The organism is Psychrilyobacter sp., from assembly GCF_037132775.1.
Lineage (GTDB): Bacteria > Fusobacteriota > Fusobacteriia > Fusobacteriales > Fusobacteriaceae > Psychrilyobacter.
Window position 1 is genome coordinate 1 of record NZ_JBAHZY010000130.1, and the last position, 13,919, is coordinate 13,919.

Annotated in this window: 13 protein-coding genes and 1 pseudogene; 9 read left to right on the forward strand and 5 right to left on the reverse strand. The window is 31.5% G+C overall.

Annotation, left to right across the window (positions count from 1 at the left end):
- Positions 1-234 precede the first annotated feature (234 nt).
- The 3 genes from V5784_RS08765 to V5784_RS08775 form a co-directional block, all read right to left on the reverse strand.
- Positions 235-702 (reverse strand): hypothetical protein, encoded by a 468-nt coding sequence (locus tag V5784_RS08765; protein WP_336888652.1) that lies wholly within the window; start codon positions 700-702, stop codon positions 235-237.
- Between the two features lie 125 nt (positions 703-827).
- Positions 828-2,105, reverse strand: a complete 1,278-nt coding sequence (locus tag V5784_RS08770) for a reverse transcriptase domain-containing protein (protein ID WP_336888664.1) — start codon at positions 2,103-2,105, stop codon at positions 828-830.
- Positions 2,105-2,488, reverse strand: coding sequence for a reverse transcriptase domain-containing protein (locus tag V5784_RS08775; protein WP_336888653.1), 384 nt, complete (start codon positions 2,486-2,488; stop codon positions 2,105-2,107). The genes V5784_RS08770 and V5784_RS08775 overlap by 1 nt, the downstream gene beginning before the upstream one ends.
- A gap of 929 nt (positions 2,489-3,417) precedes the next feature.
- Between V5784_RS08775 and V5784_RS08780 the strand changes: the two genes are divergently transcribed.
- From V5784_RS08780 to V5784_RS08815, 8 genes and pseudogenes are all read left to right on the forward strand, one after another.
- Positions 3,418-3,981: an undecaprenyl-diphosphatase gene (locus V5784_RS08780; protein WP_336888654.1), complete on the forward strand. Its 564-nt coding sequence runs from the start codon at positions 3,418-3,420 to the stop codon at positions 3,979-3,981.
- A 50-nt stretch (positions 3,982-4,031) separates the two neighbouring features.
- Positions 4,032-5,279, forward strand: coding sequence for a thymidine kinase (locus V5784_RS08785; RefSeq protein ID WP_336888655.1), 1,248 nt, complete (start codon positions 4,032-4,034; stop codon positions 5,277-5,279).
- Entirely contained in the window at positions 5,269-6,123 is an 855-nt protein-coding gene (locus tag V5784_RS08790; RefSeq protein WP_336888656.1) for a pseudouridylate synthase, read from the forward strand. Before V5784_RS08785 ends, V5784_RS08790 begins: the two co-directional genes overlap by 11 nt.
- Positions 6,124-6,139: 16 nt before the next feature.
- On the forward strand, positions 6,140-6,559 hold the full coding sequence (locus V5784_RS08795) for an HD domain-containing protein (RefSeq protein WP_336888657.1): 420 nt from the start codon (positions 6,140-6,142) through the stop codon (positions 6,557-6,559).
- Positions 6,560-6,637: 78 nt separating this feature from the next.
- A complete protein-coding gene (locus V5784_RS08800; protein WP_336888658.1) occupies positions 6,638-8,407 on the forward strand; it encodes a TIGR03960 family B12-binding radical SAM protein in 1,770 nt (589 codons plus the stop codon).
- A 288-nt stretch (positions 8,408-8,695) separates the two neighbouring features.
- Positions 8,696-8,923 (forward strand): hypothetical protein, encoded by a 228-nt coding sequence (locus V5784_RS08805; RefSeq protein WP_336888659.1) that lies wholly within the window; start codon positions 8,696-8,698, stop codon positions 8,921-8,923.
- A 97-nt stretch (positions 8,924-9,020) separates the two neighbouring features.
- Positions 9,021-9,929, forward strand: a pseudogene (locus V5784_RS08810) (omptin family outer membrane protease).
- Positions 9,930-10,287: 358 nt separating this feature from the next.
- Positions 10,288-10,560 carry a hypothetical protein gene (locus V5784_RS08815; protein ID WP_336888660.1) on the forward strand — a complete coding sequence of 91 codons (273 nt, stop codon included), beginning with the start codon at positions 10,288-10,290 and terminating at the stop codon, positions 10,558-10,560.
- Positions 10,561-10,608: 48 nt separating this feature from the next.
- Here V5784_RS08815 and V5784_RS08820 read toward each other — a convergent pair whose 3' ends face one another.
- A complete protein-coding gene (locus V5784_RS08820; protein ID WP_336888661.1) occupies positions 10,609-10,917 on the reverse strand; it encodes a thioredoxin family protein in 309 nt (102 codons plus the stop codon).
- 263 nt (positions 10,918-11,180) lie between these two features.
- Here V5784_RS08820 and V5784_RS08825 point away from each other — a divergent pair, with 263 nt between their 5' ends.
- Positions 11,181-12,464 (forward strand): L-serine ammonia-lyase, iron-sulfur-dependent, subunit alpha, encoded by a 1,284-nt coding sequence (locus tag V5784_RS08825; protein ID WP_336888662.1) that lies wholly within the window; start codon positions 11,181-11,183, stop codon positions 12,462-12,464.
- 705 nt (positions 12,465-13,169) lie between these two features.
- Here V5784_RS08825 and V5784_RS08830 read toward each other — a convergent pair.
- On the reverse strand, positions 13,170-13,781 hold the full coding sequence (locus V5784_RS08830) for an MATE family efflux transporter (RefSeq protein WP_336888663.1): 612 nt from the start codon (positions 13,779-13,781) through the stop codon (positions 13,170-13,172).
- Between the last annotated feature and the right edge of the window lie 138 nt (positions 13,782-13,919).

Genomic DNA, 13,919 nt, shown 5'->3' on the forward strand with positions numbered 1-13,919 from the left:
TAGGCTCTGCTATTGACATACAAAAAATAAAGTTCTAATATATTAAAAACGAGAAGCAATAATTAAAGAATTATTACTCCTCTTTTTATAAAAGTTTTACATTAATTTTTAGAGTTTACACAAAACTTGCAACAGCCCCAATTATTACTCCTCTTTTTATAAAAGTTTTACATTAATTTTTAGAGTTTACACAAAACTTGCAACAGCCCCTCCTTTTAATTTTAGTATCAATCTTTAAATTTTATTATTGAGAACTCTCTTAAAGGCCTCTTTCCCTCTTCCAGCTACTACTGGAATATTTAATTCAATCATAGTTTCTTCTAATTTATCCAATACAATCTCAAGTACCTTAGCATCAACATTACCCATGTGAGATATTCTGATTATTTGTCCCAGGTGTGATTCATATCCACTGGCAATATCTACACCATTCTTATAGAGGGTCTCTCTGAATAAGGCGTCATCGATCTCCACTCCTTCAGGGTACTTGATATTAGCCAATGAGCAAGTTCTCTCTTCTTCTTTTTCAACGAACATAGAGTATCCCATTGCAACCACACCTTCAGAAAAGGCTTTGGCGTTTCTTATGTGTCTGTCATATCTAGCCTCTATTCCCTCCTTCTTCATTAGAGCAATTACTTCTTGTAATCTCCAGATAAGTGTTATTGGTGGAGTTGAGAAGTATTTTGCAGGATCTTCCATCACTGGTAACCAGTTGTTTAAATATAGCAATAGGTAAGACTTTGAAGTTATCTCTACCTTTTCCTCTGCTCCACACCGTACGTGAGACTTTCATCTCATACGGCGTTCCATCAAGATTACGTTTATTAATTTTTACAATTTAGAATTTCTTTTCTAAGTTCATCAAATTTAGGATTACTAAAGCTAGGGTTCTTTTTATATAGCTCAATATGGATTTCTTTCTTGAGTATTATTAAGTTCTCAAGATCATCTTTACCTCCATATTCTCTCGGAATTATGTGATGTATTGCAAATTCATTATGTTTCACATATTCCCCTGTTACATAGCAGATACAATTTTCTCGGTGATATAATACAGCTCTTTTTGCGTTCCAATCCTTATTATATTCTTTACTATTTTCACTTGATATTTTTTCATAAAGTTTTTCAACTTCAATCTTTTTATCTTGTTTTATCATAAGTTTCTTAGGTGCTTTATTTGAAAATGACATTGGATTTCTGCATTTCATTGCTTGTATTGAAAAAAGAGTTATGTTATTTACACTCCAAGTTTTAAAATTGAATCCCTTGAACCTTTCTCTGTATTGCTCATCCTTATGATTTATCTTAGCTATATATCTTAGTCTGTTGTATGCTATTCTATCTGTTTTATATCCTATTTTTCTTAGACTTTTTGATATATGAGTAACAATTTGGTAATAATTTTGGATTCCTCTAACTTGACTATTATAAAGTAGTACATTTTCCATAGTTGGATTTTTTTGTATCTTTTTAATAGTTCCCCTTAAGTTTTCTGTGCATTTTTTTATTGCACTATCTCTTATCCAAGTGTGTGCTACTTTTTTACCATTTTTTACTGCCTTTATTGAAAATCCTAAAAATTCAGATTTTTCATTTCTTAGATTTACAATTTTTGATTTCTTTTTAGATATTTCAAGTTTTAATCTATTATTTAAGAATTGTTTGGTAATTTTAAACATTCTTTCGGCACTTTCTCTGTTTCTACACATTAATTTGAAGTCATCTGCATATCTTATTAGGTATACTTCTGTTAGGTTTGACTTTTTCTTTAATACTGAAACCTTTGATAATCGCACTACATATTTTGTTTTTGTTTGAAAGGTTGCCCATTGATTGCTTATCCACCAATCTAATTCATTTAAGCATATGTTTGATAGAAGTGGACTTAGGATTCCTCCTTGTGGAGTTCCTTTATCTGGTATCTCTACCCTTCCATCTTTATAATGTATTGGAGCTTTTAACATTGCTTTAATTATACTTATCACTTTCATATCTTTAATTCCAATGGTCATACATTGTTTTATTAACTTTGTATGGTTAATATTATCGAAGAAACCTTTAATATCTATGTCTACACAAAAATGTAGCCTAACTATATTTATTAAAGAGTTATTCCATGCAAGTGCGTGTTCTCTCTCCTATTCGGTCTAAAACCATATGAGTTATTATGAAATTTCTTTTCGCATATTGGTTCTAATATGTTCTTGAACATCATCTGTATGATTTTATCTTCTATTGTTGGTATTCCTAGAGGTCTTGTTTTCCCATTCCCTTTTGGTATATCAACTCTTTTAATTCCATTTGGTTTAAAATCTTTCAGTCTATTTAGGATTATTTGGTAAGGGTTTAAGGTTTTTTCAATAAATTCACTTATTGTGATATTATCTACACCCGTAGCTTTTTTACCGTTTTTTATTATTCTATCTATTGCTACTTCAAAATTTTCCTTTTTGATTATCTCTGAAAAGATACTTTTCTTATTCATTTGTTATTCACCTACTTATTTCGGTCAAACAAAATTATTGTCTCGGTTTACCACCATTCAAAAATTTAATTGTAATTGTATTAATTTAATTTAATTCTTGACTTGGGACTATCCCTCCACTGTTTATTATCATAGTTTCATTGGTACTGTGTCCCTACTTTCATGTAGATAAGAGAATTTCCATATTCACATATTTTATATCTACCAGCCCAGCTTTAACTGTTTAAGTAACTGTCCTTCACTTCCCACGTTCCATAAATCTTATCTTTACATATTAACTTAGATGATTGCTATAAGCCTGTATGCTTGATTAATGCCTGTAACATTAAAAGGTCTTTCATAACACCGATTCTTACTCACAACCTCACATACTCTTCTGTTTAGAAGTCCGTACATTCGCAATTTCGTCAGTGATTTTATCACATTCTCATCATATTAACTTTATAGACCCCCAGTCTATCAGTAACTCTACCACCTCTGGTTCGCATTTCCTCATTTAAATATAATAAATGTTAGGGTTACCTCTCAACTGACTTTAACGAGCTTTATACCCCTATACATTAAAGTATATAGACGCATATCGTAGTATTAGGGAAAGAGTTTTAGGTCGTTACTCCATCATTCCTCTTTTCAAATTTATAGTTCTCCATTTATAGTCTTTTTGACTTTAAATGTGTATAAGCTTTTCACTTATAAACGTGTCACACAGGTGTATAATTCATAAATTGACTCCCTTATCTATGTTGTTTTACTGCTATTATAAACCTTATTTAAAACTAAGGTGAAGGAAAATTTAAAAAATGTAAGAAAAAAAAAATCACCCTGTCGAGGGAAGTGCTAAATTGAAATAAGGTAGAAAATGTGCTACAATTTAGTCTGTATTTAAATAAATATAGGTAGAAAAATAAATATAGGGGAGTAAAAAAATAATGGAAAGTTTAAATCGATGGTTGTTTTTATCTGTCAATAATTTTGCAGGGAAAAATGATATCTTAGACAGAATAGGAGTGTTTTTAGGAGAGCAAGGACCCTATTTTTTTATTGGATTGATAGTTTATATATATATTAAAAGGCAGAATAAAAAAGAAGCGATCTATGCTACAATTACTATGATTTCAGCTATTTTACTCAATCATTTAGTGGGATTATTTTATCTTCACCCTAGACCATTTGTAGACGGATTGGGGGTAATATTAAAAGAACATACAGCAGACAGTTCTTTTCCTTCGGATCACACAACCTTTATGCTGGCACTGTCTTGGTCTTTAACTATGTTTAAAGGAACAAAAAAAATCGGAAAAAATATGCTGATGTTGGGAATTATATTGGGATTTTTCCGAGTATTTGAGGGAGTCCATTATCCTTTTGATATATTAGGAGCACTGGTTATGGGGTATTTCAATGCCCATATGATCTATAGATCAAAAGAAAGATTAAAACCGTTGATAGATTTAATTTTAAAGATAGATAATAAAGTTTTTAAAAAAGACTAATTAGTAATTATTAATTACTAGTTACTAATTATATAGATGAGGTGAGAGATTTGCAATTTATAGTAACGGAAGGAATGGGATGGTTAGAAGTTGTAACTGGAAGTATGTTTTCAGGAAAGAGTGAGGAACTTATAAAGAGATTGAGAAAATCCAAATATGCACGTCAAAAAGTAGTAGCTTTTAAACATGCCAGTGATGTGAGGTATGATGATACAAAATTAGCTTCTCATAGTCAATCTTTTATAGAGGGTGTACCGGTTGCTAGTGTAGAGGGGATGAAAAAATTATTCTTTGAAAAATACAGTGATGCACAGGTAATTGGGATAGATGAAGTACAATTTTTTGGTGCTGAAGTTGTAAAATTTTGTGAAGATTTGGCTGACATGGGAAAGAGAGTAATTGTAGCGGGATTAGATAAGGATTTTAGGGGTGAACCTTTTAAACCTATGGATGAACTTTTGGCCAGAGCTGAATATGTGGACAAATTTCAGGCTATTTGTGCTGTGTGTGGAAACCCTGCTACAGTATCCCAAAGGTTGATAGATAGGGAACCTGCATACTACGATGATCCTATTGTATTGGTAGGAGCTACAGAATCATATGAGCCTAGGTGCAGAAAGTGCCATAGAATAAGATATAGAGATGAAAGTACGGGAAACATCTATTTTATAGTAGGAACTGGTACTGAGGTTGGGAAAACTTATGTTACTCTAAAATTAATAGAGGAAGATCTTAAAAATAAAAAAAATATTATGGCATTGAAGCCCATAGAAACAGGATCAGAAATTTTTGGCAAAAACTTAGAGGGATCAGATACCAAAAAATATGCGGATCTTTTAGGAAAGGGGACGGAAGAAATAAATACATATTTCTTTAAAAAGCCGATGTCTCCTCATATTGCAGCAGAGTTAGATGGGAAACAAATATTTATCAATGAGATAAAAAATAGGATAGATAAAGAGAATAAAACTAGTGAAATTTTGTATGTTGAAGGTGCAGGAGGTTTATTAGTTCCATATAATAATAGGTATACATATTTGGATCTTTTGGTAGATTACAGGAAAAAATCAGAGGTTATAGTAGTGGCCAATAACTCTCTGGGGACAATCAACCATACCTTATTAACAATAGAAACATTGAAAAGAAACGACATCATGATAAAGGGTATTATCTTCAACAATAGAGGAAACGAAACCAATGAAATTTTATTGAAGGATAATATAGAAACTATAGAAAAATTAAGCGGTGTGAAGGTATTAAAAAACATGGGGTATGATGGAGGTACAGATGAACTTTAGAAGTTTAGAAAAAACAACAAAATTTGGATATTTATTTTATATCTCATACAGGGGTACAAAATTTCATTCTTTTGATGAAAATAAAGATGAGAATACTACAAAAAAAACTGTAAAAGGTGAATTTATAAAGATATTAGGAGAATTAGGAGTTACTTGGGCTAAGGGAGTTCAACAAGGTGGAAGAACCGATGGTCAGGTAAGTGCAAAAGAAAATATACTTTATATAAATTCAAATAATAAGATAGATAAATTTTTATTAAAGGAAAAATTCAACAAAAAAATAGATGAGATGAAGATCGTAAAGATAGAAAAAACCCTGCCAAATTTAGCTCTTCCTGAGATGATGGAAGGGAGGGTCTATAGATATAGCTACCCAGTGGATAAAATTATTTCTATTGAAGAGGAGATATTAAAAAGATGTGATGAGCTCACAGGAACCTATGATGTGAGCGAGTTTACCGATGGAAAGGGACGGAAATTAAAGGAAAAAATAAGAAGAGTAGAAATATCGTACGACAATGGAAGCTTGGTTTTTTCAGGAAACTCATTTATGCCAAAGCAAGTAAGGATCATGTCAGGCTACATATTAACTGGGGGAAAAAAAATTCTACCGGGGAAATATCTAACTTTGGAAAAGATGATCTTATCCAAGGAATTAGAAGAGATAATAATAGAAGATGTGACTGATATTTCAGAAGAAAACATCTTGAAGATAGAAAAAATAAAAGATATCTATATTTTTTATGTAGCTAAGAGTAAAAAAGGCGAAGTTATCGGAAAGAATGCCGGTAATATCAAAAGTTTAAGAAAAAAACATGGACAGATAATAATAAAGACAATCTAACTTTGGGAGAGGTGTTATGGGCAGAATAAAACAGGGGCTAAATTATTTGTTTACAAAACCCAAAATAGAAGAGATAGAAAAAATCAAATTACTCTTAACGGTGGAAGAATATAATATTTTTATAGATATGGACAACTATGATAAAGTGCATAGTATGGGTGTTTATCAAATGGTAAAGAACGATGACATATTAAACAGTGATGAAAAATACCTGAAATTAGCCCTTCTACATGATTGTGGGAAGGAAAAAATATATCTTCTGACTAGGATAAAAAAAGTCTTAGTAGGAGATGAAATATTGGACAGGCATCCTAAACTGGGATATGGAAAATTAAAAGAGATAGATTTGAAACTGGCTGATTTAATTTTAAGCCATCATAGAGTAGATGGGGACAAAAAATTAAAGAGGTTTCAGGAGATAGATGACGAGAGCTAGCTCTTCCTTTCTACGATGTCAAGGGAGAGAGTGGCGACAGCCGAGAGAGGGTAATTAAGAAATAAAGGAGAAATCATTATGATTGATATAGAAAAATATCTACTGTCAGTAGAAAAACCGGTACAATACATGGGTAATGAGGTAAACAGTGTCCATAAGAGTGAATATAAAGTAAATATGTGTTTATTTTTTCCAGATATCTATGAAGTAGGGATGTCTAACCTGGGGATAAGAATATTATATGATATATTAAATAAAGTTGATGGATTTTCATTGGAAAGGGGATTTTCTCCCCAAGAAGATATGGAAGCTATTATGAGAGAAAATAGTATATCGATGTTTTCGTTGGAAAGTAGAACCCCGCTGAAAGAATTTGATGTAGTAGGTTTTTCTCTTTCATATGAGATGAGTTATACCAATGTATTGAATGCACTGGATTTAGCAGGGATACCATTTAGAGCAGAGGATAGAACAGAAAATGATCCCCTTATTATGGCAGGGGGAACATGTACAGTAAATCCAGCTCCTATGAGTAAAATTGTAGATTATTTTGTAATTGGTGATGGAGAAGATGTAATGCCGGAAATAGCAAAAATATTTGTGGCAAATAAGGATAAAACTAAGGCAGAAAAATTAGAATTGATAAAAGATATAGATGGAGTATATATTCCAAAACTGCATAGAGATAAAAAAATTAAAAAAGCTATAGTTCGTAATCTAGATAATACAGAATTTTATGCTGATCAAATAGTGCCTTTTGTGAAGATAGTTCACGACAGGGTATCTGTAGAGATTCAAAGAGGATGTACTAGAGGATGTAGGTTCTGTCAGGCTGGATATACGTACAGGCCTGTAAGAGAGAGAACTTTAGAGAAAAATTTAGCTCTTATAGAAAAAACACTGAAATCTACTGGATACAATGAAGTTTCGTTATCTTCATTATCTAGTAGTGATTATAGTAAGATAAATCCTTTACTATCAAATTTACAGAAAAAATACGGTGAGAGTAATTTGAGTATAGGGCTTCCCTCTCTAAGGATGAATCCGTTTTCTGTAGAAGTAGCAGAGCAGATCCAGAGTGGTAAAAAAACAGGATTTACCTTTGCACCGGAAGCAGGAACGCAGAGAATGAGAGATATTATTAATAAGGGGGTAACAGAGGAAGATGTTTTAGAGACGGCAGTTGGAGCGGTGAAAGCCGGGTGGTCAAGTCTGAAATTTTACTTTATGATCGGACTGCCTTTTGAAACCGATGAAGATCTAAAAGGTATACATGAGTTGGTAATGAAGGTTGTCAGAGCATGTAAACCATTTACAAAAAAATTAAATATAACAGTTAGTATATCTAATTTTGTGCCAAAACCTCATACTCCATTCCAATGGGCTGAACAGATGAACATAGCTGAGATGGAGAGAAAACATCAGCTCCTAAGAGATGTTTTTTATAGAGCAAAACATACGACTCTAAAGATGCATTTCAGAGAAAAATCATATTTAGAGGGATTCTTATCTCGTGGAGATGAAAAGATAAGTGATCTATTGGAGATTGTATGGAAAAAAGGTGCCAAATTGGAAGATCATGGAAGAAATTTCCAATTTTCTAGGTGGAAGGAAGCCATAGATGAATTGAACTTAGATGAGAAAGATTATCTAGGAGAAAAATCAACTGATGTAGAACTGCCATGGCATATGGTGGACATCGGCATATCGGATAAATTCTATATAAGCGAATTGAACAAGGCTAAAGAGATGGCACTTACTCCAGATTGTCGGGATAACTGTACGGGTTGTGGAATGAAAGGAAGAATTAAAGAGTGTGGAGAGCTAGTATCTGATAATTTGAAGTAAAAATAATATAAAGACTCCTAAGGGGACAAAAACTATTATAGTTGATGTTTACTTAGGAGTTTTTTGGATTATAAAAAAAAGGGAAAAAAATTATTTTGAATAAAAGGTGATTAGGTGTAATTAAATTTATTTAACCGATGAAAAAAGGGAGAGATAAACGAAGGAGAAGATTATGGTCTAGAAGTAGATTAAATAAATACTTTATCTATAGAACCTGGAATTGGTTTTGATATTGAAAAAATCTTTGATATAACTTATGCTACTCAATTAAAGATAGGGGCTGAAGTTATGAGTTATATAGAAGTAGCAGATCCTTATAAAAGTATAGATGCTAAATTAAAAACAATTAGTTCTAAAAAATACAGCATAGAAAAATATGATAATAGTGCTTATCATATTGATTTTTCTTTCAAACAAGGGTTAAAAAGTTTAAATGGATTAAGTTTTTATCTGACTGAAAATTACACCTTATCTGAAAGTCAAGAACAATTTAAATATGTATTTTATATCTTTTGATCTGAAAATATGAATTTAAATTTTGAACAGGTCAAAGGAGGTTTTAGATTTGAAAGTAAATGAAAACAAAGGTCTAAAGTTACTTATTTTTTCAATATTGTATATAATTTTATTAAATGAAACCTATGCTTTTACCGAGAAAACCAATTATACTATTTATGAGGATGCAGATAGAAATTCTATAAATCTTGGGATAGCCTTGTTAAATGGTGAATCTGAGGAATTGGTTTATAAAAACGGAGAAAAACTCAGTGAATTAACCTGGGAATTTGAAAATGTCCCAATGATTGGGTTAGAAATGAAAACAAAACTTACACGTAAAATTTATTTTAATGCTTCTGCTTGAACAAAACTTACTGACGGATCTGGAGAAATGAATGACTATGACTGGTTAAAAGGGAGTGGAAATTCTTGGACACATTATTCAAATCATAAAACTAACTTAGATAAAGCATATATGCTTAATTTAAATATTGAATACAAGTTCATACATAATGAAAATAATAATTTTTCAATATCTCTTGGTTTTAGGCATGATAGATTTAAATGGGAGGCATATGACGGAGAAGGAACTTATTTAAATTCAGATGTGATTTTTTATGGAAAGGGGATAACTTATGATCAAAAACTCTATGCTCCCTACATAGGTCTAGACTTCAACTACCAAAAGAACAGTTGGAATTTAAATCTATATTTACGTGGAAGTTTATGGGCTTGGGGAGAAGCTGAAGATGTTCATCATTCTCCTTCTTATACATTAGGGGGAGATTCTTTTCCTTCAGGAAAGGAAAGAACGTTTAAAGATAATATCAATAACATAGATTATCTATCCTATGGATCAAAATTAAATTATTTTTTTAGAGAAGATATTTCAATAGGATTTGCTTTTGACTTTCAAAATTACTTACGGTCAAAAGGTAAGGGTAAAATAAACGGTATTACCTATGATGCAGGACTCTCTCATTATTCATATATGATTTCGATGATGACAGAATATAGATTTTAATGTATAGAGAAATAGTATATTAATGAGTATGCTTGTTGTGTAGATATAATGAGTATAAAGATCCCTCCTTGATTTAACCCTAGGGGGATCTTTTTTGTATATTCTTTAGATCCAAATCTTTTTATAGAATAGATTTTTCATCAGTTTGAATGGGGTTCTCTTTTTAAATTAACAAATAAATTTTAAGAATAATCTCTATCGATATTTTTTTTGATACTTAGGATAACCAGATTTAATAGTCATAAGAGCTAAATATTTATAAGAATTATTTAAAAAAAAGGAAAAAATGTTATTTTGAATAAAAGGTTAATAGGTGTAGTTAAATTTATTTGATCGATGAAAAAAAAGGGGGAGTAATTTGAAAAGAATGCAAGTAGAAATTAACGGAGATGCGGTAAAAATAAATAATGTTTTAATTTTTGGTGTGCACAATCTTGAGATTGGGGATGACTATGTGTTGCTAAAAAAAGACAGCGATAACTTAATCCATTTTATCGATCATGAAAAAGAGGTAAATCCCTATTTTACTGTAATTAGAATAAAAGATGGGACGAGGTTAGCTCACAACTATAAATACTGTAATTTTCAACCAGTAGAAATAATGGAAGAGTATCATAAAAAAACTTTATAAGATATATATCTAAATTTGTTAAAGAGGTTGGTTTATGCCAGCCTCTTTTTAAAGTAATAACTCTTTATATTTATAAATTTTACCCTTTAATTTTGAGACCCTCAAAAACCGACCTTCCCTGTAAACTTCCTTTCCCATAGCAAACATAATGATAGTAGGAGCGGTAAATACATTGTATTTAGTACCAACTTCTCGATTTTCCTCAATATAGATATCTATAAACTTTACTTTTTCTGAGGCTGCAGCTTCTCCTACCTTGGGTAAAAGCGCGGTACAGACACTACAACTCCTGCTTTTGATATACAAGATAACGATTTCTTCATCCTTTATAATCTTAGTGAGTTTATCTAAATTCATGTTAAACCTCCTAGTGTTTATAAAATTATACTCTATTATTTGCTTTTATGCACAATTGTTATAAAAAAAGATGAATTCAGAGGTTTAAAAATCACTATTTGATAAAAAATTATTATCTCCTGTGAGAGTATAAAATTAAAATGTGCTAGAATTTGATTTTAAATCATTAAAGTGAACATGAAATGTTGATTTTTTGGGGATTTAGGTGTATAATTTCTACAATGGATAATAAAATATTATCACGAGAAATTATAGGGGGAGTAATGAACGTTAAAAAATTTGTAAAAATATTAAATGAAGAGATAGTACCAGCAGAAGGGTGTACTGAACCTATTGCCGTAGCATATGTAGGGGCAAAAGCTGTAGAGATTTTAGGAAAGAAACCAACTAAATTAGATATATATGTATCTGGAAATATAATAAAGAATGTTAAAAGTGTAAATGTTCCAAATAGTGGAGGAATGGTAGGAATAGAGGTTTCTGCAGTTATGGGAGCCGTTGCTGGAAATGCTGATGAAGAATTAATGGTTATCAGTGATGTTACTCCTGCACAATTAGAGGAAGTAAAGGAATTTATTAAAAATAAAGAAATAAATGTAATCCATGAAAAAACAGATGTAAAGCTATACGTAAGGATTGTAGCCTATAATGGGGATGAATCTGCAAGTGTTGAGATAAAGCATTTACATACTAATATCACGAAGATAGAAAAAAATGGAGAAATTTTGATAGAGAGAGCTTGTAACGATACAAATTTCACTTCTACAGAGGAAGATAGAGAAATACTTACAATTGAAGGGATCTATAATTTTGCTAAAACTGTAGATTTATCTGAGATAGAAGATATTTTTAAGATGGTAGTAGACTATAATTCTGCAATTGCCAAAGAGGGATTAACTAAAAAATATGGTGTGAATATGGGATCGATGATCCGTGAAAATATGGAAAAAGGAATATACGGAAATGATCAAAAGAATAGAAGTGCTAGTTTTGCAGCCGCAGGGTCAGATGCAAGGATGGCAGGATGTCCACTACCGGTAATGACTACCAGTGGAAGTGGGAACCAGGGGATGACAGCTTCACTACCAATAATTCAATATTGTAATGACAATAATTTCAGTGAGGAGGAAACTATCAGAGGGCTGGCTTTTTCTCACTTAACTTGTATTCATATTAAAACAAACGTAGGGAGATTATCAGCGTATTGTGGAGCTATATGTGCATCAGCAGGTGTCAGCGGTGGTTTAGCTTTCATAATGGGGGAAAAATTAGAAGTAGTATCAGATTCAATAACCAATACTTTAGGTAATGTATCTGGAATGATTTGTGATGGAGCCAAGGCATCTTGTGCTATGAAGATAGCCAGTGGAATATATGCAGCATTTGATTCGGTACATCTTTCAAAAGCAAAAAAAGTATTGTCTAGCGGTGAGGGAATAATAGGTGAAGATATAGAAAAGACTATAAAAAACATCGGGATACTTTCTCAAATAGGAATGGAAGGAACAGATCAAACGATCTTGAAAATAATGACAAATAAATACTAAATTTAAAAAACCTATGGAGAAGATACTAAAGAGTATCTCTTTCATAGGTTTTTTAAATTTAGTATAGAAAACAAGGATGATTACAGCACTCCAATTTACTATAAGGATTCCCACCCAAACACCATATATTGGGTTTGGTAAAAGACCTACTAGGATAGGAAATAATAAAAGTGGGAGTAAAAATTGCCGATAAATACCGATGAAGATAACAAAATTTGGTTTTTTAAGACCTTGAAGGATAGCCACAGAGATATTTAGAAAAACGTAGAAGTTAAATGCAAAGGTTTCTATGTTGAGATAGGGAACACCGTATTTAATAACTTCTAGATCATCTGTAAACAATCTTAAAAAATATTTAGAAAAGGGGAAGATAATAAACATGGCAGTAGTCATTATGATAAGCCCGTAGATAAGGCCTAATTTATAAACTTTTTTAATCCTGTCTAAATTTTTAGCACCAAAATTTTGACCTGTGATACTTAAAATAGCGATATTTAATCCAATGGTTGGCAGAAGAGCTATCTGTTCAATCCTCATAGAAATTCCATATCCTGCTACGGCAGAACTACCACCTACATCTAAAACAAAATAGTTGATCACAAAAACTCCCAAAGCCATGCTCATCATATTCAGACTAGCTGGGAATCCTTGTTTTAAAATCTCTAAATAATGATGGAAATCAGGTTTTTTTAGTTGTAGTTTTATCTATGAAAATAAGGGAGATCTTATAACTTTTTTCAGGAGATAAAAAGATCCTATTATTTGGATAAAAACTGTTGATAAAGCAAGATCGGCAATTCCCATATTAAAAACTAATATAAATAGAGGATTCAAGATTAAATTCAAGAAAAAACCAAGGATAAGAAAGTTTCTGTATGGTTTGGTATCTCCCTGAGCAGAAAGGATAGCATTGAAAGAACTGTTCAGGATAAAGAATAAACTCCCTCCTATAATTATATGGATATATTGAACTCCATAAACTGTGGTTTCGGTAGGAGCATTTAAAAATCTAAAGATAGTACCTGTGAGAAAAATCCCTAAAAAGGTAAAGAAAAAACTCAAGGTAATTCCAAGACTTATAGAATCTTCGGAAATATCTCTAGCATTCCCTATATTTTTTTCCCCTAAAAGATTGGAAATAAGAGCAGTGGTATCGGTTCCCATTCCAGATCCAATAGATACTAGGATAAAAAAAATGGGGAATGAAAGGGTCAGCCCTGAAACTGCATTAGATCCTATATAACTAGCATAGAGGGTATCTACGATGTTGAATAAAGTGTTGAATAGGTTTGTCTCATATTTTGTGTAAACCTTCAAATTAGTGTAAACTACAATCACATTAATTTGGAGGTTTTTTTATGAGAAAAAGAAGAAAAGATTTATCCCCTGATGAATTAGCACGAAAAGAGCTAATTAGAGAATATCTTAGTAGAACACCTAATACCAGTTTGGATT

Excerpts from the sequence above, each read along its gene's own strand:
- V5784_RS08765 (WP_336888652.1), bottom strand. The coding sequence starts at position 702 with ATGGAAGATCCTGCAAAATACTTCTCAACTCCACCAATAACACTTATC.
- V5784_RS08775 (WP_336888653.1), bottom strand. The coding sequence starts at position 2,488 with ATGAATAAGAAAAGTATCTTTTCAGAGATAATCAAAAAGGAAAATTTT.
- V5784_RS08780 (WP_336888654.1), top strand. The coding sequence starts at position 3,418 with ATGGAAAGTTTAAATCGATGGTTGTTTTTATCTGTCAATAATTTTGCA.
- V5784_RS08790 (WP_336888656.1), top strand. The coding sequence starts at position 5,269 with ATGAACTTTAGAAGTTTAGAAAAAACAACAAAATTTGGATATTTATTT.
- V5784_RS08795 (WP_336888657.1), top strand. The coding sequence starts at position 6,140 with ATGGGCAGAATAAAACAGGGGCTAAATTATTTGTTTACAAAACCCAAA.
- V5784_RS08800 (WP_336888658.1), top strand. The coding sequence starts at position 6,638 with ATGATTGATATAGAAAAATATCTACTGTCAGTAGAAAAACCGGTACAA.
- V5784_RS08805 (WP_336888659.1), top strand. The coding sequence starts at position 8,696 with ATGAGTTATATAGAAGTAGCAGATCCTTATAAAAGTATAGATGCTAAA.
- V5784_RS08820 (WP_336888661.1), bottom strand. The coding sequence starts at position 10,917 with ATGAATTTAGATAAACTCACTAAGATTATAAAGGATGAAGAAATCGTT.
- V5784_RS08825 (WP_336888662.1), top strand. The coding sequence starts at position 11,181 with ATGAACGTTAAAAAATTTGTAAAAATATTAAATGAAGAGATAGTACCA.